Annotated in this window: 22 protein-coding genes; 8 read left to right on the top strand and 14 right to left on the bottom strand. The window is 72.6% G+C overall.

What is annotated here, in order from left to right; all coding sequences use genetic code 11:
- The first annotated feature begins 91 nt into the window (after positions 1-91).
- The 3 genes from FRAAL_RS13565 (at position 92) to FRAAL_RS13550 (ending at position 3,003) form a co-directional block, all read left to right on the top strand.
- The gene (locus tag FRAAL_RS13565; protein ID WP_011604254.1) at positions 92-1,252 is read left to right on the top strand and encodes an acyl-CoA dehydrogenase family protein; all 1,161 of its coding nucleotides are present in this window, start codon (positions 92-94) and stop codon (positions 1,250-1,252) included.
- A 653-nt stretch (positions 1,253-1,905) separates the two neighbouring features.
- Positions 1,906-2,631, top strand: a complete 726-nt coding sequence (locus FRAAL_RS13555; protein WP_011604252.1) for a Phenylacetic acid catabolic protein — start codon at positions 1,906-1,908, stop codon at positions 2,629-2,631.
- 60 nt (positions 2,632-2,691) lie between these two features.
- Positions 2,692-3,003 (top strand): hypothetical protein, encoded by a 312-nt coding sequence (locus FRAAL_RS13550; RefSeq protein WP_011604251.1) that lies wholly within the window; start codon positions 2,692-2,694, stop codon positions 3,001-3,003.
- An 18-nt stretch (positions 3,004-3,021) separates the two neighbouring features.
- Here FRAAL_RS13550 and FRAAL_RS36345 read toward each other — a convergent pair whose 3' ends face one another.
- Positions 3,022-3,171 (bottom strand): hypothetical protein, encoded by a 150-nt coding sequence (locus FRAAL_RS36345; RefSeq protein WP_011604250.1) that lies wholly within the window; start codon positions 3,169-3,171, stop codon positions 3,022-3,024.
- Positions 3,146-3,583, bottom strand: coding sequence for an SAM-dependent methyltransferase (locus tag FRAAL_RS13545; protein WP_011604249.1), 438 nt, complete (start codon positions 3,581-3,583; stop codon positions 3,146-3,148). The genes FRAAL_RS36345 and FRAAL_RS13545 overlap by 26 nt, the downstream gene beginning before the upstream one ends.
- Before the next feature lie 583 nt (positions 3,584-4,166).
- Between FRAAL_RS13545 and FRAAL_RS13540 the strand changes: the two genes are divergently transcribed.
- Positions 4,167-4,703 carry a MarR family winged helix-turn-helix transcriptional regulator gene (locus FRAAL_RS13540; protein WP_231861636.1) on the top strand — a complete coding sequence of 179 codons (537 nt, stop codon included), beginning with the start codon at positions 4,167-4,169 and terminating at the stop codon, positions 4,701-4,703.
- Between the two features lie 6 nt (positions 4,704-4,709).
- On the opposite strand, the gene FRAAL_RS13535 is transcribed toward FRAAL_RS13540, so the two are convergent.
- Positions 4,710-6,053, bottom strand: coding sequence for an ABC transporter substrate-binding protein (locus tag FRAAL_RS13535; protein WP_041939283.1), 1,344 nt, complete (start codon positions 6,051-6,053; stop codon positions 4,710-4,712).
- Between the two features lie 324 nt (positions 6,054-6,377).
- Here FRAAL_RS13535 and FRAAL_RS13530 point away from each other — a divergent pair, with 324 nt between their 5' ends.
- A complete protein-coding gene (locus tag FRAAL_RS13530; protein ID WP_011604245.1) occupies positions 6,378-7,550 on the top strand; it encodes an amidohydrolase family protein in 1,173 nt (390 codons plus the stop codon).
- 368 nt (positions 7,551-7,918) lie between these two features.
- Here the strand turns inward: FRAAL_RS13530 and FRAAL_RS13525 are convergent, their stop codons facing one another.
- The 9 genes from FRAAL_RS13525 to FRAAL_RS13485 form a co-directional block, all read right to left on the bottom strand.
- On the bottom strand, positions 7,919-8,248 hold the full coding sequence (locus tag FRAAL_RS13525; protein ID WP_050997114.1) for a hypothetical protein: 330 nt from the start codon (positions 8,246-8,248) through the stop codon (positions 7,919-7,921).
- On the bottom strand, positions 8,245-9,444 hold the full coding sequence (locus FRAAL_RS13520) for a phosphotransferase family protein (protein WP_011604243.1): 1,200 nt from the start codon (positions 9,442-9,444) through the stop codon (positions 8,245-8,247). The genes FRAAL_RS13525 and FRAAL_RS13520 overlap by 4 nt, the downstream gene beginning before the upstream one ends.
- Positions 9,444-10,661, bottom strand: coding sequence for a CaiB/BaiF CoA transferase family protein (locus tag FRAAL_RS13515; protein WP_041939282.1), 1,218 nt, complete (start codon positions 10,659-10,661; stop codon positions 9,444-9,446). The genes FRAAL_RS13520 and FRAAL_RS13515 overlap by 1 nt, the downstream gene beginning before the upstream one ends.
- A gap of 153 nt (positions 10,662-10,814) precedes the next feature.
- Entirely contained in the window at positions 10,815-12,050 is a 1,236-nt protein-coding gene (locus tag FRAAL_RS13510) for an acetyl-CoA C-acetyltransferase (protein WP_011604241.1), read from the bottom strand.
- A complete protein-coding gene (locus tag FRAAL_RS13505; protein ID WP_041939281.1) occupies positions 12,047-12,922 on the bottom strand; it encodes an ABC transporter ATP-binding protein in 876 nt (291 codons plus the stop codon). The genes FRAAL_RS13510 and FRAAL_RS13505 overlap by 4 nt, the downstream gene beginning before the upstream one ends.
- On the bottom strand, positions 12,919-13,671 hold the full coding sequence (locus FRAAL_RS13500; protein WP_011604239.1) for an ABC transporter ATP-binding protein: 753 nt from the start codon (positions 13,669-13,671) through the stop codon (positions 12,919-12,921). Before FRAAL_RS13500 ends, FRAAL_RS13505 begins: the two co-directional genes overlap by 4 nt.
- Positions 13,668-16,148 (bottom strand): branched-chain amino acid ABC transporter permease, encoded by a 2,481-nt coding sequence (locus FRAAL_RS13495; RefSeq protein WP_050997113.1) that lies wholly within the window; start codon positions 16,146-16,148, stop codon positions 13,668-13,670. The genes FRAAL_RS13500 and FRAAL_RS13495 overlap by 4 nt, the downstream gene beginning before the upstream one ends.
- A 424-nt stretch (positions 16,149-16,572) precedes the next feature.
- Positions 16,573-17,190 (bottom strand): TetR/AcrR family transcriptional regulator, encoded by a 618-nt coding sequence (locus FRAAL_RS13490; RefSeq protein WP_011604237.1) that lies wholly within the window; start codon positions 17,188-17,190, stop codon positions 16,573-16,575.
- A 78-nt stretch (positions 17,191-17,268) separates the two neighbouring features.
- On the bottom strand, positions 17,269-18,969 hold the full coding sequence (locus FRAAL_RS13485; RefSeq protein WP_011604236.1) for a long-chain-fatty-acid--CoA ligase: 1,701 nt from the start codon (positions 18,967-18,969) through the stop codon (positions 17,269-17,271).
- Positions 18,970-19,074: 105 nt separating this feature from the next.
- Between FRAAL_RS13485 and FRAAL_RS13480 the strand changes: the two genes are divergently transcribed.
- The 3 genes from FRAAL_RS13480 (at position 19,075) to FRAAL_RS13470 (ending at position 21,736) form a co-directional block, all read left to right on the top strand.
- Positions 19,075-20,028: a hypothetical protein gene (locus tag FRAAL_RS13480; protein ID WP_011604235.1), complete on the top strand. Its 954-nt coding sequence runs from the start codon at positions 19,075-19,077 to the stop codon at positions 20,026-20,028.
- On the top strand, positions 20,025-20,774 hold the full coding sequence (locus tag FRAAL_RS13475; RefSeq protein ID WP_041939280.1) for a 3-hydroxyacyl-CoA dehydrogenase family protein: 750 nt from the start codon (positions 20,025-20,027) through the stop codon (positions 20,772-20,774). Before FRAAL_RS13480 ends, FRAAL_RS13475 begins: the two co-directional genes overlap by 4 nt.
- 170 nt (positions 20,775-20,944) lie before the next feature.
- The gene (locus FRAAL_RS13470) at positions 20,945-21,736 is read left to right on the top strand and encodes an SDR family NAD(P)-dependent oxidoreductase (protein WP_011604233.1); all 792 of its coding nucleotides are present in this window, start codon (positions 20,945-20,947) and stop codon (positions 21,734-21,736) included.
- A 92-nt stretch (positions 21,737-21,828) separates the two neighbouring features.
- Here FRAAL_RS13470 and FRAAL_RS13465 read toward each other — a convergent pair whose 3' ends face one another.
- Together FRAAL_RS13465 and FRAAL_RS13460 are read right to left on the bottom strand one after the other, a co-directional pair.
- Complete coding sequence (locus FRAAL_RS13465) at positions 21,829-23,004, bottom strand: thiolase family protein (RefSeq protein ID WP_041939279.1); 1,176 nt, start codon at positions 23,002-23,004, stop codon at positions 21,829-21,831.
- On the bottom strand, positions 23,001-23,399 hold the full coding sequence (locus FRAAL_RS13460) for a Zn-ribbon domain-containing OB-fold protein (protein WP_011604231.1): 399 nt from the start codon (positions 23,397-23,399) through the stop codon (positions 23,001-23,003). The genes FRAAL_RS13465 and FRAAL_RS13460 overlap by 4 nt, the downstream gene beginning before the upstream one ends.
- Positions 23,400-23,558 lie beyond the last annotated feature (159 nt).

Here is a 23,558-nt window from a genome sequence, read left to right as displayed (position 1 = left end):
CCGGCCCGCCACCGGCAACCACTCCCGCCACTGGCAACCACTCCCGCCACTGGCAACCAGGCCCCGACGAGCACGGACAGGAGTCGCCGTCATGCAACGCACGCTCTTCGAGGCCGAACACGAGGAGTTCCGCGAACTCGTGCGGACCTTCGTCACGAAGGAATGCCAGCCGCACCACGAGGAGTGGGAACGGGCCGGCGTCGTCGACCGCAGCGCCTGGCGCCGGGCCGGCGAGATGGGCCTGCTCGGGCTCACCGTGCCCGAGCAGTACGGCGGCGCCGGGCTGAGCGACCCCCGCTTCGACGTGATCGTCACCGAGGAGCTGGCGTTCGGCGGCATCACCGGGCTCGGGCTGTCGCTGCACAACGAGCTGCTCGCCCCCTACCTGGTCGGCCTCACCACCGACGAGCAGAAGGCGCGCTGGCTGCCCGGCTACTGCTCCGGCGAGACCGTCACCGCCATCGCGATGAGCGAGCCCGGTGCCGGCAGCGACCTGCGCGGCATCCGCACGACCGCCCTGCGCGACGGCGACCACTTCGTCGTCAACGGCGCCAAGACGTTCATCAGCAACGGCCTGCTCGCCGACCTCGTGGTCGTGGCGGTCAAGACGGACCCGGGCGCCGGGCGGGGCTCGCTCAGCCTGCTCGCGGTGGAGCGCGCCACCCCCGGCTTCGAGCGGGGACGCAAGCTCGACAAGGTCGGCCTGCGCGCGCAGGACACCGCCGAGCTGTTCTTCAACGACGCCCGGGTGCCGGCGGCCAACCTGCTCGGCGAGGAGCACCGCGGGCTGCACTACCTGATGCGCAACCTGGCGGCCGAACGGCTGTCCATCGCCGTCGGCAGCGTCGCCAGTGCCCGCCGCGCCCAGGAGCTGACCAGGCAGTACGTCCGCAGCCGCACGGCGTTCGGCACCACGATCGGCAGCTTCCAGAACACCCGGTTCGTCCTGGCGGCCCTGCACGCCCGCACACTCGCCGTCCAGGCGCTCGTGGACGGCTGCGTCCAGGCCAGGATCGCCGGCACCCTCACCCCCGAGGACGCGGCCGCGGCCAAGCTGCTCGCCACCGAGCTGGAGTTCGACGCGGTCGACGCCGGCGTCCAGCTCCACGGCGGCTACGGCTGGATGGAGGAGTACCCCATCGCCCGGATGTACCGCGACGTCCGCATCACTCGAATCTTCGGCGGCAGCAGCGAGATCATGAAGGAGGTCGTCGGCCGCGCCCTGCGCCTCGACGACCCCACCGCCCCCTGAACAACCCACCAACCCGGCTCGGCCTGCCCCGCTCGTCCCGCTCGCCCGGCCCGCCCGGCGTGCTCGGCCTGCCCGACTCGCCCGGCTTGCTGGGCCCGCTCGGCCTGCCCCGCTCGCCCGGCCCGGACCACCCTGGACCCTGCTGTCCCTCGTGGCCGCAGAAACGCTTGGCTTCGAGGCCGTCCCACCCTGTCACCACCCCGGCCCTGGGGCGCGTTTCCACGCCCGAAGGCATGGTGTGCGGGAGGAGGCCGGGTTGGCTGGCGCCTGCCAGGTCTGGTTGCGTCGGCAACTGCAGGAGGTGGGTGACCCCGTGCGGCAGCTGGGACGCACACAACCTCCAGCATCTGCTGACCACGATCTGGTCGGGGCCACCGCGGGCCGCCCTCCGTATCCGTGGGTGATCGGTGGGGTACGGGAAGGCGTCAACCCGGACCCCAAACTGGTGATCAGCATCTTCGGTGGAGTCGTGCCGCGCATCACCCCCTGGCACCGAACCACCAGACCAGCACACAGCCGGCACACCGCACGGCGACGGGCCCAGCCGCCTGTCCGGAGGCTTCCGTGTCCGATTTATCCCTCTGGATAAGCAGGGGTCGATTTCATTCGACTCATGAGTTGACAATAATGGTGGACCTTCCTACGATGAGGTCATGGCAGATGCGATGGTGGGCGAGCGTCGGGTGTACCGGGAGAACGACGCCGACATCCCGAGCGAGTTCTCCGACCTGCTGGTGCGCATGCTCGTGCACCACCTGGAGAACTCGACGAACCGGTACTACACCGAGCTGCTGAACCACCTGTGGGAACGCTGCATGACGCTCGCTCCCGAGGAGCGGCTGAAGACGACGTTTGCGAAACTCATGCAGCAGGAGGTGGAGCACGGCGTCATCACGGCGCGAATCCTGGCGGGCCTGGGCGTCGGGGTGGTCGAACAGCCGATCAAGCAGTACCTCTTCCACCTGCCCATCGACACGTTCTGCGACATGGCGTACTTCAACGCCCTGGGCGACCGGGTGGGCTGCTACATCGGGGAGACGTGGGAGGACGTGCCCTACGAGCCCCTGCTGAACGTGGCCGAGCGCCTGCACAAGGACGAGGTTTTCCACGCGACGTTCGGGATGTCGAACCTGCGCCGCGTGTGCGCCGACCCGGCCGGGCTGGCCGAGGCCAACGAGAAGATAAAGATCTGGTGGCCGGCCGCGCTGGACATGTTCGGCCGGTCGGACTCGGAGTTCAGCGACGCGTACGTTCGCTGGGGCCTGCGCAAGCTCAACAATGAGCAGCTCCGCCAGCAGTACATCGCCGACACCCGTCCGCTGCTGGAGGAACTCGGCATCACCGTTCCCGCGGACACGGCGAACCGCCGTTTCCTCTGATGGCGCGGGCACGAGTGATGGCGCGGGCACGAGGCAGGCGGGCATGAGGCAGGCGGGGGCATGAGGCAGGACGGGGCACCGTCCCCCGCCGATCCCGCACCGGGTCCCGCAACGCCGCGCACCCGGACGGTCGACGTCCACCGCTACGGCCCCGACGCCGTCGTCCTCGACGTCCACCTCGGGCAGTACCGCGAGGTCTTCTTCGTCCTCACCGGCGACAAGAGCGTGACCATCACGATGCTCGACGGCAGCGACCCGACCCATCACGAGGCCCAGGTCTTCGTCTTCGCCAAGCCGTGGCAGTGGTCGCTCGACGCCCCCGACGACGAGGTCCTGCTCCGGGTGTGGCAGTCCGTCGGCGTCCAGCGCTGACCCACCCGTGAACCACCGTCAGCGTCGCATCAGCGCGAAGACCCCCCAGCCGAGGTATTCGCGCTGGTACCTGACCTGGCGGGCCGGCTCGGTGGCGAGTTCGGCCCGCAGCTCGGCGGCCAGCTCGTCGCCAGGATTGCGGTCAAGCCAGCGGCGGATTTGAGCCACTGCGCCGCCCTGTACCGGTCCCAACCGTCCTGATAAGCAGCTCGACCGTGCCGACCACACCGTCGCCGATCCAGGTGGCACCGAGGCACGAGGCGAGATCGACCAGGTCGTCGGTGACGTGACCGCAGGCATCGCCGTGCACGAAGGCCACCTGCTCGGCGCCGCCCAGCTCGTCGGCGCGCGCACGCGCCTGAGCGGTGAACACCGTGCTGATGTCCACCCCGGTCCCGGTGATCTGGTGGTCGCGCGCCCAGGTGCACAGCATCTCGCCCGACCCGCTCGCGAGGTCGAGCACCCGAGTTCCCGGCGCCAGAACCAGCGCCCGTCCCAGCGCGGCCAGCTTGTCGCTGCCGAACGGATTGTGGATGCGGTGGGTGCTCTCGCGGATGGTGAAACCACGCGGAAGATCCACTTCTGGGATTCCTGACGTCCGAGGAGGTCGTGGCGGTTACGGCGGTTACGGAAAGCGGCCGGGCGGAACTGGCCGTAACTGCCTGGACCGTCATCACCTGCACCTCACAGGACGTGTGGGCGTCGGACCCGGGTGAAGGTACGACGCCCGTGGCCATGGCGTCCACCGGTTTTGCCCGGCCTTCTGCTGGGCCCCGGCTCCGGCTCCGGCTCCGGGACAATGTGTTCCGCGGAACCGTCCCGCGCGTCGGGGTGGATTCCCGGGCCGTGGCGATCGCCGCCCCGGGACCTGCGGCCGGCCGCGTCCCAGCGGCTTGGCGTACTTCGCCGCCGCGTACTGGCAGGTCTTCATCCCGGAGTCGGCGTCGGGCAGGTCGAATCGGCGTCGCCGTTCCCGCGGACACGGCGAACCCCCGTTTCCTCCGATGGCGCGGTCGCGAGGCAGGTGGGCTCGAGGCAGAACGGGGCGCAGGCCCCCGCTACACCATCGACGAGAGCATCCCGAACGTCGTCAAGACCCTCGACGCCCTGACGGGCAGCCCCGGCCTGCACTACGTCGACTTCCTCGGCCGGACGGTGGCGTGGTGAACGCCGATCCCGACCAGCGGGCCTGGGCCCTCATGCAGCGGTTCGTCGAGGCCCAGAACCGCCGGGGCGAGCTCGCCGAGGCGCTCGGCTTCCGCCTCGGCGGCGGCCGGGGAAAAATCCTCCTGCAGATTCGCGACGGACCGGTGACCCTCGGCCAACTCGCGCGGTCCAACGGCGTCGACGCCCCCTACGCCACCCTGATCGTCGACAAGTTGGCAGCGCACGGCCTGGTCGAACGCCGCCCGCACCCCGATGACCGGCGCCGCAAGCTGGTCGCGCTCACCGCCGCCGGGCACGACGCCATCGCAACCTCCGACGCCATCCTGCTGCGCCCGCCCCCGGCGATCAGCAACCTCCCGGCCGCCGACCTCGAGCAGCTCACCGAGCTCCTCGCGCGTCTGCTCGAGGCAGACGCGACCGAACCCGAAGCGCCGACGTCGTCCGCGCCCGCGGCACCGACTCCCGGATCGGGTGGGCGGCGCGCCGGGGCGCCGGCCGGCGGGGGCGGGGCCGGCCGGAAGCCCGGGAGGTAGGCGGGGTCAGCTCGCCGGGGCCAGCAGGTTGACCGGCTTGTCGTTGAGGCCGTCGCGGACGCTCGTCCACTTGCCGCCGGAGTACTGGTCGACGCCGATCTGGTGGCCGCAGACGGCGACGAACGGCGCCTGGCCGCACTTGAGCGGGCCGACCTGGAGCATCGCCGGGCCGGCGAAGCCGCGCAGTGCCCGGTCGACGACGTCGAACGACGTGGCCTTGTCCACGCCGAGCTGATTGACGATCTTGGCTGCGGTCATCACGGTGCCGAACGTCGGTCCGCTGAAGCCGCGCAGCTCGACGGGGGCGCTTCCCAGCGGCTTGGCGTACTTCGCCGCCGCGTACTGGTAGGTCTTCATCCCGGAGTCGACGTCGGGCAGGTCGAAGTTGTAGCCGTAGTTGGCGTAGTACCAGCCGTCGGGGACGGCGCCGGGGGCACCCACGGTCTTGAGGTGGGCGCGCACGGGCACGTCGGCACACTGGTCGGTCGTGATCACCTTGGGCTTGATGCCGAGCGAGCGGATCGCGTCGTACATGCTGATGCAGCTGCTCGGGGGGAAGGCCGTGATCAGCGCGTCGGCGCTGCCCGCGCCGCTGGCCTGCAACGCCGTCGTCAGGTCCGGGGTGGTGGCCTGCAGGCTGATGAACACCGGCCGGAACTTCACCTTGGCGGCGTCCAGGATCGGCTTCACGAGCTGCTGGGCGGCCGCGCGACCGGCGGGGGTGTCCGGGACGATGCCGGCCACCGTGTGGGCCTTGAGCTCCTCCACGGCGAAGCGCGCCATGCCCATCAGCACCCCGGGCGAGCCGGCGGTGTAGGCGACGCCGCGGGTCGTCACGAAGTCCTCGCTGGCCAGGGCGTTGCCGATGAGGATCGCCTTGCGGCCGCCCACGGCGTCGTAGAACTCCTTGTTGCCGACGCTCAGGCCGCCCACGATCACCAGGGACAGCGACGCGTCGTTGGCCATCTGGGCGCCGCAGCGGGCGGCGTCCTCCGGCACGTTGACCGAGCAGGAGACCAGCTCGATCGGCCGGCCGCCGACGCCGCCGAGCTCGGCGTCGACGTAGGCCACCGCGGCCCGCGCGCCCTGCGTCGCGGACGGCAGGAAGGTGTCCTGGCTGACGAATCCGATCTTGTACGGCGTGCCCTTCGCCGGGCCGGCGGAGCCACCGGTGTAGCGCAGCGCCCAGGCGTTGTTGTCGCTGTTGGCGACGGGCGCGGAGCTCACCTCCCCGGTGCCGGCACCGCCGGCGGGCTTCGCGGCGCCCCCGGACGAACCCGACGACGAACACGCCGCGGCTAAGAGCAGGGAACTGAGCGCCAGCGCCCCCGCCACAGAACGACCTCTCACCGGTACCGCCTCCCACCTGCGCCGGCCCCCGTGGCCGACGGGTGGGAGCACCGTACGACCCCACAATAATTTAGTCCACCAGTCGTTCGAATTAATCGGCGGACCGGCCGGCGGGCCCGACTCGCAACCTGACCGCAACCCCACCACAGCCCGGGCGTCGGCCCGTTCGATCGACGGAGGGCCGCCGAACGGCACCCGACGACCGCGGGACGAATTTATTCGACCGACGGGTTGACTGTAATCTGGGTCTCACCTATGGTCCGTGCAGGTAGTTGCGCACCGTCCCGACCGGGGGCGATCCCGGTCCCGCGTGAGGGGTACATCGTGGATCTCATCGACGAACTCGACCTCAAGGTCATCGACTGCGACACCCACGTCGTCGAGCACTACGACCTCTGGACGTCCCGGGTGCCGTCGAAGTACGGCGACCGCGTTCCCCACGTCGAACGCGACGCGAACGGCATCGAATGGTGGATCGCCGGCGGCAAGGTGCTCAGCCCGGCCGCCGGTCTCGCCATCGCCGGCTGGAAGGAGCCGCCCCCGAAGTTCCCCGCGCAGCTCGACATGGTCGACCCGCGCATCTGGCAGCCCGAGGGCCGCCTGGAGATCATGGACGAGTACGGCATCCACGCCGAGGTCCTCTACCCGAACGTCGCCGGCTTCGGCGCCGGGCGCTACACCGACTTCGGTGACATGGAGCTGGCGCTGTTGCTGTTACAGGCGTACAACGACTGGCTGGCGGACTTCCGCCGGGTCTCGGACCGCTACGTCCCGGTGATGGCGGTGCCGTTCTGGGACATCGACCTGTCGATCGCGGAGATGAAGCGCTGCGCGGAGCTCGGGCACAAGGGCCTGGTGTTCTCCCAGGCGCCCGAGGACTTCGGCTCCCCCATGCTCACCGACCCGCACTGGGACCGGCTGTGGGCCGCGGCCCAGGAGATGGGCCTGTCGATCAACTTCCACATCGGCAGCGGCGACACCACGATGCCGCAGCTGCTGCACCCGTCGGCCGGCGTCCACGCCAACTACGCCACCTTCCCGATGACGTTCTTCCTCGGCAACGCCCGCACGGTGGGCAGCCTCATCGGCGCGGGCGTGTGCCACCGCTTCCCCGACCTGAAGTTCGTCTCGGTGGAAAGCGGCGTCGGCTGGGTGCCGTTCACCCTGCAGGCGCTGGACTGGATGTGGACGGAGTGCGGCGTCGCCAAGGAGCACCCCGAGTACGACCTGCTGCCCAGCGAGTACTTCCGCCGCCAGATCTACGCCTGCTTCTGGTTCGAGCACGGCCCCACGCTGCGCGCGGCGATCGACTACGTCGGCGCCGACAACATCCTGTACGAGACCGACTTCCCGCACCCGACGAGCATGTCGCCGGGGCCGGTGAGCTCGGCGCTGCCGCCCCGGCAGTTCATCAACGACAAGCTCGGCGACCTCCCGCACGACGTGCTGCGCAAGATCCTCCAGGACAACGCCATGAAGCTCTACGACCTGGCCTGAGTCACCCGACCCGGCCCGGCCACTGCCGCCGGCCGGCGGCCGCCGGCACCGAAAGGGCCCGGGCACCGCACGGTGCCCGGGCCTTCCGTCGATCCCCTGGCCCGCCAGCACGGCGCGGTTCCGCGGAATCTGATGTCGGGGTGGCGTTTGAGGAACACCTTGATCAACGATGCGGGGTACCGGGCGTGGGTCGGAGGCCCGCAGCGGCGGAGGGTTCCGCGGAACACCAAGATCATCGGCGCTGGCGTCAGTGCCAGGGCGGGCGGAACGGTTCCGCGCGCAGGTCGGCACCGGTGCGCGGGCCGGTGCGGTGCGTTCTGCACGGCCTGACAGCGCGGACCGTGCGCGGCGCACCGCACCTCACTCGGCTAGCTCGACGGCCGGGGCCGCGCGGGCGTCGTCACCTGGACGACCCGGTCCAGGGTGCGGACCACGAGGGCGAGGGCGGACTCGGGGTCGCCCACCGTGGCCGCGGTCGCGGTGGTGGTCGCGTCGCCGTCGCGGCGACGCTGAAGGGGATCGCGCCGGGACTCGGCGAGCAGATCGGCCTCGACCTCGACGAGGTCGACGGTGGGCGGATCGCCGTCGAGCAGGCCCCGGTCCCAGACGACCGTGACGATGCTGCCGTTGCGCACCCCCCGCACCTCGAACGACTCCGTGTCGGGCCCCACCCCGGGGCGCCTCCCACCGTCGGTCATCGCTGGTCTCCGTCCGTCCGTGCTTCGTCCGTCCGTGCTTCGTCCGTCGGTGCTTCGTCCGTCGGTGGCGGTCCGCCCCGCCGCGGTGGGGCGGGGTGGCGGTCGGGGGGTAGCAGGCGGCGGTCGAGTTCGGTGCCCAGGTCGGCGAAGAGGCGTTCCAGCAGGGCGCGCTCGGCGGGCGCGGTGACGGCCTCGGCGGCCCGCCACACCAGGCAGGCCATCTTCACCGAACCGAGGACCTCCCACCACCGCAGGGCCGCGAGGTCGGGCGCCCAGCCGGCGGCGGCGCCGTAGAGCTCCGGCCAGCGCGCCAGGTCCACCAGGCCGCCGACCCGGTCGGTGCCGACCCGCCAGCAGACGAGCTGCGCCCAGGCGAGGTCCTCCAGCGGGTCCCCGAGGTGGGCCATCTCCCAGTCCAGCACCGTGCGCAGCCCGCTGGGGCCGCCGTCGCCGTGCCCGTGCAGGATGTTGCCGGTCCGGTAGTCGCCGTGGAGCAGGGTGACCCGCGCGGGCGGGGGTGGCGGGTTCGCGGCGAGCCAGCCCAGCGCACGGTCCAGCACGGCGGTGTGCGCCTGGGGGGTCGCGCGCAGCTCGCCGCTCCACCGGGCCAGCTCCGCGCCGGCGACCCGCGCCTGGTCCGGGCGCACACCGCCGAGGACGTCCGCCGGCACGTCGGCGGCGTGGATCGCCGCCAGCGTCGCGGCGAACCAGACGGCGAGTTCCGCGCGGTGCTCCACGTACCAGGGGTCGCGGTGCAGCGGGCCGATCGCGGCCGTGCCACTGCAGCGCTGCATCACCAGGTACGGACGACCGAGCTCGCCACCGGGCCCCCCGGCGGCGCCGTCCCCGCTGGCCACCGCGTCGGGCACCGGCAGGCCCGCGGTGTGCAGGGTGTGCAGCAGGGCGGCCTCCGCGGGCCGACCGAGGGTCTGCCCGCCCGCGCCGACGACGCCGGCGGCCGAGTCGGCGCACAGGATCAGCGGATGCACGGCGCCGTCGCGGGTCACCGCGTCGAACGACCACATCTCGCGGGAGTAGCCGCCCTTGAGCGGGTGCAGGTCGAGAATGTCGACCTCGGCGAGAGCGGGATCGGCCTCGCCGAGGGCGGGGTCGGCCTCGCCGAGGGCGCAGTGGTGTCCCGCGGCCAGCAGCGCGCGCAGCACGCCGGCGTCGACCCCGTGGGTGACGGCGGTCATCAGGAGATCACACCGGCGATCTTGAGGTTGATGAGCTCCTCCTCGGAGCGGCCGAGCGCCAGGACGACCTCGTCGGTGTGCTCCCCGAGGGTCGGCGCCGGGGTCAGCGTGGGCAGGTCGCCGTCGACCCGGGCGGGCACCGGGACCAGCGGCAGGCGCGCGCCACTCGGGTAGTCGACCTGCTGGACGTAGCCGTTCGCCAGCGCCTGCGGGTCGGTCAGGGTGTCGCCGGGGACGGCGACCGGCGCCCACTGGCCCTCCTGGCTGTCGAGGGCCTTGACCAGCTCGTCGTAGGTGATGGCGGTGAAGATGGCGTCGAGGGCCGCGACGCACGCCTCGGCGTGCTCGGTGCGCAGGGCCAGGGTGGTGAACCGCTCGTCGGCGGCCAGCTCCGGGTGACCGATCGCCGCGCACAGGCCGGACCAGTAGCGGTCGGCCTGTAACATCCCGAGCACGAAGAAGTGCCCGTCGGCCGTCCGGTACAGGTTCGTCAGCGGGTTCGGCGGGCGCCGCCGGTCGAGCTGGACGATGTTGTCCGCGCCGATCGCCGCGGCGCCGGCGATGGTGGCCTGCATCGCCCACAGCCCGGCGCCGAACAGGGACACGTCCACCACGCTGCCCTGGCCGGTCTTCTCCCGCTGGTACAGCGCCCCCGCGATGCCGCCGGCCAGGAACATCCCGCTCTGGATGTCGCCGAAGGCGGGGCCGGGCAGCAGGATCGGGAAGTCGTAGCCCGGCGGGACCGAGGCGGTGCTGGCGCCCGACCGGCTCCAGTAGGAGATGCCGTCGAACCCGCCCTTGTCCGCGTCGGGACCGTCGGGCCCCTGGCCGGTGCCGCGGCCGTAGATGATGCGCGGGTTACGCGCCCGGACCTGGTCGACGTCGATGCCGAGTCGCTCCCGGGCCGACGGCATGAAGCTGGTGATGAACACGTCCGCCTCGTCGATGAGGCACATCAGCAGTTCCAGGCCGTCGGGGGTGGCGATGTCGATGCCGACGCCCCGCTTGCCGCGGTTGAACACCTCCCACAGCGTCGTGACGCCGCCGTCACCGGGGCCGAAGCCGTAGGACGACAGCGCCCGGACCGGGTCGCCGGTCTCGGGATGCTCGATCTTGATGACGTCCGCGCCCCAGTCGGCGAGCGCGGCGCCGGCCGACGGCACGAAGCCGAACAGCGCCACTTCCACGACCTTGATGCCCTCGAGGATCCTGCCCATCGCCTGCCTCCACACCCCGGGACGGGCGGATCCCCGCGGACCCGCCCGCCGCCCTGATCGCCGTCGCGGCTGTGATCGCCGTCGCGGCGTTGTTGTCCGGACCTGACCTGCGCGTCCGGACCTGACCTGCGCGTCCGGAGCTGCTCGACGCGGTCAGATCCGCTCGATGATGGTCGCGGTGCCCATGCCCCCGCCGGTGCACATCGTGACGAGCGCGGTCGACAGGTCGCGGCGCTCCAGCTCGTCGAGGGCGGTCTGCAGGAGCATGCCGCCGGTCGCGCCGATCGGGTGGCCGAGCGCGATCGCTCCGCCGTTGACGTTGACCTTCTCGGGATCGAGGTCGAGATCGCGGATGGTCTTCAGCGGGACCGCGGCGAACGCCTCGTTGATCTCCCACAGGTCGATGTCGTCCACCGTCATCCCGGCCCGCTCCAGGCAGCGGCGCGAGGCCGGGCCGGGCGCGGTCAGCATGATGACCGGCTCCGCGCCGACGACCGCGCTCATCACCACCCGGGCCCGCGGGCGCAGGCCGTGCGCGCGGGCGAACTCGGGCGAGGCGAGCGCGAGCACAGCCGCGCCGTCGACGATGCCCGACGAGTTGCCGGCGTGGTGGACGTAGTCGACCTCCTTGACGTCCGGGTAGACGTCGCGGACCATCTCGCCGAAGGCCCGGTCGTAGCCGTAGTCGGTGAACACGGCGCGCCCCAGGGCCGCGAACGACGGCGCCAGCTTCGCCAGCGTCTGCGCGGTGGTGCCCGGCCGGGGATGCTCGTCGTGGTCGAGGGCGACGGAGCCGTCGGCGTTGACGATGGGCACCACGCTGCGGGCGAAGTGGCCCTGCTCGATCGCGGCGGCGGCCCGCTGCTGGCTGCGGGCGGCGAACGCGTCGACGTCGTCGCGGGTGAACCCCTCGATGGTCGCGATCAGGTCGGCGGACACCCCCTGGGGGACCTGCGGGAACCTGGCCCGCACCGCCGGGTTGCCGGCCGAGAAGTCCATCGGCCCCTCCTCGGCGGGCCAGCGCGACATCATGTCCACACCCCCGGCGAGCACGAGCCCCTGGTGCCCGGACGCCACGCCCATCGCCGCGAAGGTGACGGCCTGCTGACCGGACCCGCACCAGCGGTTCAGCGTCACGCCCGCCACCGTCTGCGGCCAGCCGGCGGCCAGCACCGCCATCCGGGCGATGTCGCCGCCGTGGTCGCCGACGGCGTTGCCGTTGCCCATCACCACGTCGTCGACGAGCTCCGGGTCGACGCCGACGCGGTCGGCGAGCGCGCGCAGGAGCTGGCCCAACAGTTCCTGCGGATGCAGGTGATGCAGCGCCCCGGTGGGCCGGCCCTTACCGCGGGGGGACCGCACGCCGTCAAGAATCCATGCCTCGCTCATCGTGATCCTTCCAGCTCATCCAGGTCGGCTTCCGGACCGTCGGGGCGGGCACCGGCCCCGGTGGGAGCGCCGGCGTCGATGACGGCTCCGGCTCCGGTGTCGGTAACGGCTCCGGTGTCGGTAACGGCTCCGGTGTCCGCGTCGGTCTCGGCACCGGTTTCGGCACCGGCACCAGCGCCGAAGTAGGTCGATTCGAGGGCGGCGGCGCGCCCGGCGATCTCCGCGGTGGTGCCGCTGGCCACCAGGTCCCCGTGGACGAGCACGGCGGCCCGGTCGGCGACCTCCAGGGCGAGGTGGACGTGCTGCTCGACGAGCAGCACCCCGGCGCCGGTGTCGTCGACGATGCGCCGCAGCACCGGCAGTAGGCGTTCGACGATGACGGGGGCGAGGCCGAGGCTCATCTCGTCCACCATCAGCAGGCGCGGCTTCGACGTCAGGGCCCTGGCCATGGCCAGCATCTGCTGCTCACCGCCGGAGAGCAGCCCCGCCCGCCGGCCCAGCAGCGGCTCCAGCGCCGGGAAGTACGACAGCGCGCGGGCAAGGTCGCCCTTGCTGCGCGCGGCGGCGAGCCGGAGGTTCTCGGCGACCGTGAGCTGGTAGAACAGCGAGCGGTCCTCCAGCACGTGGGCGAGCCCCTCGCGGGGCGCCCGGTGCGCCGGGCGGCCCCGCACCGAGCGGCCGAAGACTCGGATGTCGCCCTTCATCACCGGGTTGAGGCCCGAGGTGGTCAGCAGCGTCGTGGTCTTGCCGGCGCCGTTCGGGCCCAGCAGGGCCACGATCTCCCCGGCGTGCACGGTCAGGTTCAGGTCGCGGACCATCGCGACGCCGGCATAGCCGGAGTACAAGCCCTCGATTTCCAGCAGCGCGGTCATATTCCCGCCTTCGTGCCGAGGTAGGCCGCCCGGACGCGCTCGTCGGCGACGACCTGCGCCGGCGTGCCGTGGGCGATCCTCGTCCCGAACTCGATGACGTAGACCTCGTCGCACACCCCCATCACCAGCCCCATGTCGTGGTCGACGAGCAGGATCGACACGCCGGCCTCGACGATGCGCCGCAGCCGGCGGCCGAACTGCTCCGACTCCGTGGTGTCCAGCCCCGCCGCCGGCTCGTCCATGCAGATCAGCGCGGGCCGGGCGGCGAGGGTGCGCCCGGCGCCGACCAACTTGCGCTGGCCGTGGCTGATCTCGGTGGGCAGCCGGTCGGCGAGGTGGGCGATGCCGAGGACGTCCAGCGCCCAGTCCACGTCGGACTGGTCGCGCTGGCGGCCGGGCCGGACCAGGTCGAGCAGGAACCCGCCGACCGTCTGCCGTTCGGCGCCGACCTGGAGGTTCTCCCGCACGGTGAGGTCCTCGAACAGTTCCAGCGACTGCCAGGTGCGGCCGAGGCCCAGGCGGGCCCGGCGGTGGGCCGGCTCGCGGTCGACGCGCTTCCCACGGAAGTGGATCGCACCCTGAGTGCGGGTGAAGCCGGAGATGCCGTCGATGAAGCTCGTCTTGCCGGCGCCGTTGGGGCCGATGAGCCCCACCAGGCGGCCCTCGTCGACCCGCAGGTCCAGCCCGTTGACGGCGTGCAGGCCGCCGTAGACGACGCTCATCGACTCGGTGCGCAACAGCTCGGTCATCGGGCGTCTCCCGCCACCGCGGGCGTCGCCCCGGCGGACCCGCTCACGTGGGCCCCGGCGGCGGACCCGGACGCAACTGGGGTGGCCGCGGCAACCGGGGTGGGCGACGCGGCAGGCGGGGTGGGCGCACTGGACGGGACAGTCGCGGCGGGCTTGGTGGACGCGGCGGGAACGGTGGTCGAGGTCGCCACGTCCGCCGGCGTCGCCACGTCCGCCGGCGTCGCCACGTCCGCCGGGGTGGGTGGGTCCGCCGGGGTGGGTGGGTCCGCTGCGGTGGGTGGGTCGACCGGGGCGGGTGGGTCCGCCGGGGCGGGCGGTCGGAATCGTCGTTGCAGGGCCAGCAGGTCGGTGCGGACCTTGCCGGCGACGCCCTCGGGGTTCAGCACGGCGGTGACGACCAGGCCGAGGCCGCCGAGCAGCAGCACGAACTCGTCGGGCAGCCCGAACACCCGGTTGAGGACCGTGAACCCGAACCCGCCGCCGACGAGCAGGCCGCCGGTGACCGCGCCGCTGACGCTCGCGATCCCGCCGAGGTAGGCGAACGCGAAGAACATCAGCGACTTGTCGTAGAGGAACTTATCGGGGGTGACGTTGCCGGTGCGGTAGGCGATGACCGCGCCACCGACCCCGGCGATGAACGCCGACACCCCGAACGCCAGCACCTTGACGGCGGCGACGTTGACCCCGGCGGCCGCGGCGGCCCGCTCGTTCGAGCGGATGGCCAGCATCTGCCGTCCGGTCAGCGACCGGCGCAGGTTCGCGACGAGGTAGCCCAGCGCCACCACGACGACGAGGCAGAACACCAGGGTCAGCGGGTTGGGCTGGGTGCCGTCCCCGATGGCGACGCCGAGGACGTGGTGGGTGGTGGTGTCCTGGGAGCGGATGAGCGACGGCGTCGTCACGGTCGCGCCGTCGTACCCGCCGTTGATCCAGGAGTTGGCGAACACGACCTTGTCGACGGCGACGGCGAAGGCGAGCGTGGCGATCGCCAGGTGCACCCCGCGCACCCGCAGCGCGGGCAGCGCCACGAGCACACCGGCGACGACCGCGACCGCCGCGCCGGCGAGGATGGGCAGCGGGAACGGCCAGCCGTGGTGCGTCGACAGGCTCGCGACGGTGTAGGCGGACAGGCCGGCGAAGCTGGTCTGGGCCAGCGAGATCTGCCCGATGTAGCCGGTGAGCACGACGATGGACAGGCAGATGACGATGCCGGTCAGCGTGTTGGTCAGCCCGTCGCGCAATGCCGGCGACAGCAGGAACACCCCGGGGATCAGCGCCACGACGGCCAGCCCCGGCCCGCCGTAGCGCAGCGCCCACGGCCGCGCCGTCGGCGAGAACGGCAACCGGCCCGGCCCCAGCACGCCGCGCGTGGGCAGCGACTGCCCGCGCAGGGCCAGCACCGCCACGATGACGACGAGCGGCACGAGCAGGTCGACCCCGGGCACGGGCAGCCCGCCGGCCTTCGGGAACCAGCTTTCGTTCGCGCCGAGGAAGGTCACCAGCGAGACCTGCATGCCGAGGCCGAAGGCGGCCAGCGTCGTCCACCCGAAGGAGGTGAAGCCGCCGACCAGGGCGGCGGTGACGGCCGGGACGATCAGCGCCGGCATGGTGTTCGGGTCGACGGAGGAGTTCACCGAGGCGACGAAGATGCCGAGCAGCCCGGTGACGACGGTGGACAGCACCCAGGTCGCCGCGGCGAGCCGGTCGGCGGAGAAGCCGAGGACCGTGGCCCCCTTCTCGTTCTCGGCGGCGGCCCGCACGGCGAGGCCGAAGCGGCTGCGCTGGAACAGCGCCCAGAGCGCCACGGCGAGCACGAGCACCAGGCAGACGACGAAGAGCTGTTCCTGGGTGATCTTGAAGACCCCGAGGTCGACCTGCGTCTTGTCGACGAACGGCAGCGGCCCGACGACCTGCGTCGTCGTGGAGAACCGCCGGACGACGACGGCCTGCAGGAACAGCAGCACGCCGACCGAGGCGACCACCTTGGCCAGGACGGGGGCGTGCCGCAGCGGCCGGAACACCGCGACGTGCAGCACCAGGCCGAACAGGGCGCAGAACACCAGGGCGAGCACGAGGGCCGGCCAGAACCCCATCGCGGCGCCGAACGACACCGAGGTGGGCCAGTGCGGCACCGAGAACGAGTCGTCGCCCGCCAGGTGCACGAGACCCTCGATGGGCGCGAGCGGGTTGGGCAGCGGGGGGAGGAACAGGTCGCCGTGGGCCCGCAGGTCGGCGTAGACGTAGGCGGCGTACATCGCCACGGCCGCCCCTGCCAGGTTGACCACCCCGGACCCGCGGTAGGTGACGACCACGCCGAGGGCGATCGCCGCGACCAGGGCCCCGAGGGCGAACCCGCCGCCGGAGAAGAAGTTGGCCCGGTAGTCCCCCTTGGCGAGGATCACCGCGAGCAGCGCCACCACCACGAGGGCGGGAACGCCCGTGCGTAATCGTGCGGAGGGAGTTCGGGGTCGCGTCATTCGTCCAAGCTCCTGTTCCCGGCGGGCTGGCAGGCCCCGGTCACCGGTGGCGGTGCGACGCGGCGCGCGGGCGGGCCGGCGGCTTCCGCCGGCCCCGCGAGCAGGCCCGCCGGCGCGTCGACGGCCATCTGTGACCGCCGGGACCGACCGCCTCCCCGGAGCGCCGATCGCGTTCCCGGCGGGGCCGCCGACCGCTGCGGCCTGCGAGGTAGGAGCAAGGTATGCGGGCGGCAGATTTATGTCAACCCACGAGTAGAAATTAATCCGCGTCACACTGGCCCGCGCTCGGGCGCGCACGCGCGCAGGCCGTGAAAGATGCACTGGCGAGGGCCCCGGCGGGGCGGACCGGCCGGCGGGGCGCGTGGCCCGGCGGGCGGATCGAGCGGCGGGGAAGGTGGCCCGGCGGGGGCTGGCCCCGCCGGGCTCAGCGCAGGACGAGGGCGACGCAGGTGTCGGCGAACGCCTCCGGCGAGTCGCGCCGGGCGTCGAACCACTTGTAGGACCAGCTCGTCATGCCGATGACCGCGTTCGCGACGAGCCGCGGGTCGCCCGGCGGGATCGCCCCGGCCGCCATCGCGGCCTCGACGGCGAGGATGAACTGGCGCAGGTAGAGGTGCTCCTTGTGGCCGACGTCGGCGAGGTCGGCATGCTCCAGGCCGGCCCGCTGGTCGAAGAACACGGCGAACAGAGCGGGATCCCGGGTGACCAGCAGCGCCTGGTGGCGGATGAGCGCGGCGAGCCGTTCGCGCGGGTCGGCGAGGTGCGCGAGCGTCTCGACCTCGGTCAGCGCCACCGTGATGGCACGCTCGAAGACCAGGCGGAGCAGGTCGCTCTTGCGCTTGACGTAGTAGTAGAGGCTGGCCTTGCGCAGGCCCATCGCGGCGGCCACGTCGTCGAGCGAGCCGGCCTCGTACCCGTGGGCCTGGAAGACGTCCGCCGCCACCCGCACGATGTTCTCCAGCCGATCGCGGTACTCCTGGCTGGGTTCGAGGTTGCGCGGGCGGCCACGCTTGCGCGGCGGGTCGGACTGAGTCGTGTTCATGGGCTCCTCCGCAGGGCTCCGCACGCCCCGGACGATATCGACCATCCGACCAGCAGGTAGATTGCCCGTCGGCGAGCTCTAGCTTACGGACCGAAGGCGTCCGGACCAGTAAGGGTCGCGCAGCTCACGCTTGAGGACCTTCCCCGCCGCGTTGCGGGGCAGCGCGTCGACCAGGTCGATCGACGTCGGGCACTTGTAGGCGGCGAGCCGGGCACGGGCGAAGGACACGACGTCCTCGGTCGTCGGGGTCCGGCCCGCCTCGGCGACGACGACGGCCTTCACCGTCTCGCCCCAGCGCTCGCTCGGCACCCCGATCACCGCGACGTCGGCGATGTCGGGATGGGACATCAGGACGTTCTCGACCTCGGCCGGGTAGACGTTCTCCGCCCCGGTAATGATCATATCCTTGACCCGGTCGTGGATGAACAGGTAACCGTCCTCGTCGAGGTAGCCGGCGTCCCCGGTGCGCACCCAGCCGTCCTCGAGCAGCGCCGCTGTCTCGCGCGGGTTGTGCCAGTACCCGGGGGTGTTCTGCGGCGAGTGGATCCAGATCTCACCGACCTCCCCGGGCTCGGCGTCGGCCCCGGTGTGCGGCGGGACGATGCGTACCCGGGCCCCGGGCACCGCTCGTCCCGCCGAGCGTAACCGCCCGGCCGCTCCCGCCGTCGCGACCTCCCTGTCCGCCCCGACCGCCTTGTCCGCCCCGAGCGCCCCGAGCGCCCCGGCCACCTCCGCCGTCCCGCCCGCGCCCGTCCCGGCGGTCTCGAGGGCCCGGCGATGATCCTCCGGCGTCAGCATGGTGACGGTGCCCGCGGTCTCGCTCAGCCCGTAGACCTGCACGAAGTCGCAACGGAACGTCTCGATCGCCCGGACCAGCACGGCCAGCGAGATCGGCGAGGCCCCGTAGGCGATCGTGCGCAACGACGACAGGTCCAGCTCGGCGATGCCCGCCACGCCGAGCATCGTGCGCAGCACGGCGGGCACCGCGAACAGGTTCGTCACCCCGTGCTCGACCACCGACCGCAGGATCGTGTCGGGATGGGCCTCGCGCAGCAGCACCGTGTGGCAGCCGGCGTGGAAACCGCTGAGCGAGTAGCCGCTGCCGGAGATGTGGAACAGCGGCATGGCGACCAGGTTCACGCTGTCGGGCCCGAGGTCGAGCGTCTCCCCGGCCATCCGCAGCAGCGACAGCAGGTTGTGCTCGGTCAGCATCACGCCCTTCGGCAGGCCGGTGGTGCCCGAGGTGTAGAGCTGGATCCGCACGTCGTCGGGCTTCGCGCACAGCCCGGGATCGATCGCGGGCGCGGCGTCGACCCACTCGTCGTAGTCCTGATGGTCAACCTGGTGACGGACCTCGTCATCGCCCTCGTGACGGGTCGAACCGCCGACCACGATGATCTTCTTGACGCCGGGGAGCTCCGCCTCGACCGCCTCGACGGTCGCCGCGAACGCCGCGCCGACGACGAGGACCCGGGCCTGCGCGTCGGCGATGATCGCCGCGATCTCGACCGGCGCCAGCCGCCAGCTCACCGCGACGCTCACCGCCCCCAGCTTCGCCCCGCCGAAGAGCAGCTCGTAGTACTGCGCGGCGTTGGCGTCGAGGTAGGCGACCCGGTCACCGGCGCCGACCCCCTCGCCGGCCAGCGCCTGGGCGACCTGGTTCGAGCGGGCGTCGAGCTGGGCGAAGGTGACGGTGTGCCCGTCGGCGGTGAGCGCGGGCTGGCCGCCGCGCTCGGCGCCATGGGTACGGATCAGATCGGCGATGGAGCTGATCGGCATGTCGGTTCCTCGATCCTCGCGGCGACGACCCGCAGACCGTAGGAGCCTCGCCGTATTAATGTCAACCCACGAGTCGAGTAAACACACGTCCCCAGGGGGTCCCTCGTGATCACTCTCCTCGGATCCGCGACCTGGCACAACGGCCACGTTGACGGCGCCATCCGGGACATCCGCCGCCCGTTACCCGAGGACGGCCTGCTCAGCGGGGCCGTCCTGCGGATGGGTGACCCCGATGCGGGCCCCGTCGTCGCGATGTCCATCGAGGGCCGGATCTTCCCTCGCAAGGCCCCCGTGCACCTGCACAAGAGCGACAGCTTCCGGATGGCGCTGGGCGAGCCGATCCGGGTGGGCGGCACCAGCTACGCCCACGGTGAGTTCCGCCTCCAGCGGGCCGACGCCTTCTACGGCCCGGAATACTGGACCGACGAGGTAGGCACCAACCAGCTCCTGCTGATGGCCGACCGGCGCGGGCTCAAGCCCTACCTGACCGACGCGCAGCTCCAGCGGCTCGCCGACACCGCCCTCGCCGACGACGTCAGTCTGGAGGGGGTGGCGATGCTCCCCCGCGACGCCGACGTTCCGCACGCCATCGCCAACAGCTTCGGCGCCGTCCTGCGCCCGAGCCACTTCGACGCCGGCTTCACCGACACGACCCGATGGTCGACGCTCGGCGACGGCAGCCGCCTGGCCGCCGTCGCGCTGGGACACCGTGAGTCCGGGGTGCTCCTGCTGTGCTGGGACCGGCCGGCGGGCGCCGCCGCGCTGCCCGCCTTCCGGCTCGGCACCGACCTGGTCCGCCTCGTCGTCGAGGGCTCCTGCCACATCGACGATCCGGGCGCCGGCGGGGTCGAGCTCGGCCGTCTCGGCTTCCGGCTCCAGCAGGAGGGCACCTGGCACGGGGCGTCGCGCTCCGGCCCGGCCGGGTCGAAGGAGCTGTGGATCGTCGCCGACCGCCGGGCATGGCCGCCGCTCACCGCGGCCGGGCCGGCCGAGGGACCGCTGGCGGAGGCGGGCGCCGAGGTCGCGGCGCTGACCTCCCGTCTGGCGAGCGCCGCATGAGCGCCGCAGCCGTGGAGACGGTGGGGGTGATCGGCGCGGGGGTGATGGGTACGGGGATCGCGCAGGCGGTAGCGGTGGCCGGCGGCGCGGTGGTCTGCGTCGACACCAGCGCCGCGGCCCGCGAGCGCGCCCGCCGCCAGCTCGTCGAGGGCCGCTTCGGGCTGCGGGCCGCCGTCGAGCGCGGGAAGCTGGCCGCCGCGGACGTCGACCGGGTCGCCGCGAGGATCTCCTGGGAGTCCGAGCTGTCGGCCGTCGCCGGCGCGGCGGTGGTCATCGAGGCCGTGCCGGAGGACCTCGCCCTGAAGGTCCGGGTGTTCCGCGAGCTCGACCGGGTCGCCGCCGCCGGCGCGGTCCTCGCCACCAACTCCAGCGGCTTCCCGGTCGGGGCGCTGGCCGCGGCGACCGACCGGCCCACCCGGGTCCTCGGCTGGCACTGGTCGTCGCCCGCGCAGATCATGCGCTTCGCCGAGATCGTCGTGACCGAGCACACCGACCCGGACGCCGTCGCGACGGTGACCCGGCTCGCCCACGGGCTGGGCAAGAACCCGGTCGTCGTGCGCGACGCCCCGATGGCCTGGGGCTACGTCGCCAACCGGGTGTACTGGGCGGCGGTGGCCGAGGCGCGCCGGATCGTCGCCGAGGGGGTCAGCACCGAACGCGACGTCGACCAACTGCTGGTCGACTGCTTCCGCTGGCCCGTCGGGCCGTTCACGATGATCCAGGGCGCCACGGCAGGCTGGACGTAGCCAGCTCGCAGGCTCCCCGATCCATACTGGATCATGGTGTTCCGCGGAACCGCACCACATCCCAACCCCAGCCCCAGCCCCAGCCAGGCGATCTTCGTGTTCCGCGGAGCCGGACAACCCCGTCGCAGCCTCCCAGACTCCCCCGCCCGGACTATTCTCAGGAGCGCACGATGCCCGGTCTCACCTTTGATCTGTCCGGCCGCACCGCCGTGGTCACCGGCGCCAGCAGGGGCATCGGCGCGGCGTGCGCGCGTGCCCTCGACGCCGCGGGCGCGCGGGTCGCCGTCGTCGCCCGCGGCGGCGCGGGCCTGGCCGCCGTCGCCGACGGGCTCGCCAACAAGCCCGTCACGATCAGCGCCGACCTCACCGTCGAGGACGACGTCCGGCGGGTGGCCGACCAGGCCCTCGACGAGCTCGGGGACGTCGACATCCTGGTGAACAACGCCGGGCTCGGCTGGCACCAGCCCCCGGAGGCCATCACGGCGAAGCCCCTGGACCTGCAGCTCAACCTCAACCTGCGCAACGTCATCCTGTTGACCTCGTGGCTCGCGCCGTCGTTGCTGCGCCGGCGGGGATGCGTGGTCACGATGTCGTCGGCGGCGGCCTACGGCGGGGACGTCGAGCAGGCCGTCTACGCGGCGACGAAGGGCGGGCTGAACACCCTGACCCAGAACCTGGCCACCGCCTGGGGCGATCGGGGGGTGCGGGTCAACGCCGTCGCACCCGGCTTCGTCGACACCGACATCTGGCAGCCGCTGATCGCGGCCCTCGGCGAGGAGGGCTACCAGCGGTTTCGCCGGGCGACGGCGGCCGGCATCCCGCTGCGGCGCTGGGCCAGCGCCGACGAGATCGCGACCGTCGTGCTGTTCCTGTGCTCCGACGCGGCGTCCTACCTCACCGGCCAGACACTCGTCGTCGACGGCGGCGGCGCCCCCCTCCCGAGCCGGCATCTCCCGACCTGACCCGAGCCGCCGGCGCGGTGGCTCGGCGGGCGGCGGGTCGGCGGCCGACCGCGCCGCCGCTGGGCCGCTGGGCCGGTCAGCCGGTCAGCCGGTCAGCCGGTGACGAGGATCGTCGAGCGGTTCGTGCCGGCCATGCCTCCGGTGATCACGGCGGTGCGGGCGGCGTCGACCTGGCGCTCTCCCGCGTCGCCGCGCAACTGCTGCACCGCCTCGATCACGGAGCCGAACCCCTGCGTGGCACGGCCCTCGCTCAGGTTGCCCCCGTGCGTACATACCGGTACCCGGCCGTGCAGCCGCAGCCGCTGCTCATCGTCGGACCACGACTCGCGCAGCAGCGCCGGGCCCTCCCCCGGCCCGGTGTACAGCGCCTCCAGCCACAGCATGGCCAGGATCGAGAACCCGTCGTACGGGTAGGCGAGATCGATGTCGGCGGGGGTCAGGTCGCTGCGGGCGAACAGGTTGCCGACGGCGCGGCGGGCGGCGAGCCCGTCCGCCTCCGGCCACAGCAGCCCGTCGTTGCGCTCCGGCAGGGCGCTGGCGAACGCCTCGACCAGGACGGACGGATGCGGCAGGTCGCGGGCCCGGCGCTCGGTGGTGACCACGACGGCGAGCGCGCCGTCGATCGGCGCGTCCATGTCGAGCAGGCACATCGGATCGTCGATCATCGGGGCGGCGAGGTAGTCCTCGACGGTCATCGGAGTGCGGAACACCGCCCGGGGGTTGCGGGCGGCGTTCGTCCGGTTGTTGACGGCGATCCGGGCGAAGTCCTCCCGGGTGCTGCCGTGGCGCACCATGTGCTCCCGCATGACCCGCGCGGCCCACAGCATCGAACCGCCGTGTTCCACCAACGCGTGATCGAGGCCGGGGTCGAACTCGTGCGCCGGGGCCTGCCGCAGCGGGTCGCCGCGGCCGACGACCGAGGTGTTCGCCCAGCGGTACTTGCCGTGGTAGCACAGCGCGTAGTCGCAGTTTCCGGTCAGCACCGCGTTCGCCGCCGTCGACAGCGCCGTGACCGACGGCGGCTGCGCCGTGTCCCACCAGCGGACGTCGGGCAGTCCCAGTGCGTCGACGACGTACCCGGGCCAGAGCGTCGGCGAGTCCGTGCCGTACACGCCGACGACCCCGTCGATCGCGTCCCGCGCGACCCCGCTGTCGAGGACGGCCGCGCGGGCGGCCCGGGCGACGAGGCTGCCCGGTCCCACGCCGCTGTCCCGCGCCAGCTCCGACCAGCCGATCCCCACGATCGCCGCCCGCTCCCGCCCGCTCATGCCCCCGCCTCTCCCGCGCCACCGACTGGCCCGAACTGCGGATACACGCCGCCGGCGTCCTCCCACCAGCCGAGCGCCAGCGACATCCCGAGCGTGATCCGCTCCGGCTCGATCCCCACGATGCGGGCCAGCAGCCGGACGCCCGGCGCCTCCGTCAGCGCCACGACCCCGCTGACCACCGGCGGCGACCCGGGCGCGACGCGGGGCAGGGAGTACGACACCAGCCGTCCCGCCCCGGCGAGCGCGGTCCCGACCAGGACGTCCGACCAGCAGCCGGGACAGAACGGCCGCGGCGGGAAGACCCAGGTGTCGCAGTCCTTGCAACGGTCGACGCGCAGCTCCCGCCGCTGCCACCCCTGCCACAGCTCGACGGTGTCGTGATTGATCCGAGCCATCCTGACCCCCAGCCGCCCGGCAACTTTTTCTCGACTCGCGAGTCGAGCATATATCTCGGATATATCTCGGACCAGGTCGACGACCCCGCACAGGGATAGCGGAGGGACGGAGGAGGGATAGCGGCGTCGACCGTCAGGGTCGTACGGGTGACGGTCTCG

The sequence above is a fragment of the Frankia alni ACN14a genome, assembly GCF_000058485.1.
Taxonomy (GTDB): Bacteria; Actinomycetota; Actinomycetes; order Frankiales; family Frankiaceae; genus Frankia; species Frankia alni.
The sequence above is the reverse complement of the archived record's forward strand: the minus strand, read 5'-3'. Positions and strand labels throughout refer to the sequence as shown.

Excerpts from the sequence above, each read along its gene's own strand:
- FRAAL_RS13520 (WP_011604243.1), bottom strand. The coding sequence starts at position 9,444 with ATGACCGCCGTCACCCACGGGGTCGACGCCGGCGTGCTGCGCGCGCTG.
- FRAAL_RS13475 (WP_041939280.1), top strand. The coding sequence starts at position 20,025 with ATGAGCGCCGCAGCCGTGGAGACGGTGGGGGTGATCGGCGCGGGGGTG.
- FRAAL_RS13490 (WP_011604237.1), bottom strand. The coding sequence starts at position 17,190 with ATGAACACGACTCAGTCCGACCCGCCGCGCAAGCGTGGCCGCCCGCGC.
- FRAAL_RS13505 (WP_041939281.1), bottom strand. The coding sequence starts at position 12,922 with ATGACCGCGCTGCTGGAAATCGAGGGCTTGTACTCCGGCTATGCCGGC.
- FRAAL_RS13495 (WP_050997113.1), bottom strand. The coding sequence starts at position 16,148 with ATGACGCGACCCCGAACTCCCTCCGCACGATTACGCACGGGCGTTCCC.
- FRAAL_RS13460 (WP_011604231.1), bottom strand. The coding sequence starts at position 23,399 with ATGGCTCGGATCAATCACGACACCGTCGAGCTGTGGCAGGGGTGGCAG.
- FRAAL_RS13510 (WP_011604241.1), bottom strand. The coding sequence starts at position 12,050 with ATGAGCGAGGCATGGATTCTTGACGGCGTGCGGTCCCCCCGCGGTAAG.
- FRAAL_RS13465 (WP_041939279.1), bottom strand. The coding sequence starts at position 23,004 with ATGAGCGGGCGGGAGCGGGCGGCGATCGTGGGGATCGGCTGGTCGGAG.
- FRAAL_RS13525 (WP_050997114.1), bottom strand. The coding sequence starts at position 8,248 with ATGACCGACGGTGGGAGGCGCCCCGGGGTGGGGCCCGACACGGAGTCG.
- FRAAL_RS13555 (WP_011604252.1), top strand. The coding sequence starts at position 1,906 with ATGGCAGATGCGATGGTGGGCGAGCGTCGGGTGTACCGGGAGAACGAC.
- FRAAL_RS13550 (WP_011604251.1), top strand. The coding sequence starts at position 2,692 with ATGAGGCAGGACGGGGCACCGTCCCCCGCCGATCCCGCACCGGGTCCC.
- FRAAL_RS13515 (WP_041939282.1), bottom strand. The coding sequence starts at position 10,661 with ATGGGCAGGATCCTCGAGGGCATCAAGGTCGTGGAAGTGGCGCTGTTC.
- FRAAL_RS13485 (WP_011604236.1), bottom strand. The coding sequence starts at position 18,969 with ATGCCGATCAGCTCCATCGCCGATCTGATCCGTACCCATGGCGCCGAG.
- FRAAL_RS13470 (WP_011604233.1), top strand. The coding sequence starts at position 20,945 with ATGCCCGGTCTCACCTTTGATCTGTCCGGCCGCACCGCCGTGGTCACC.
- FRAAL_RS13565 (WP_011604254.1), top strand. The coding sequence starts at position 92 with ATGCAACGCACGCTCTTCGAGGCCGAACACGAGGAGTTCCGCGAACTC.
- FRAAL_RS13500 (WP_011604239.1), bottom strand. The coding sequence starts at position 13,671 with ATGACCGAGCTGTTGCGCACCGAGTCGATGAGCGTCGTCTACGGCGGC.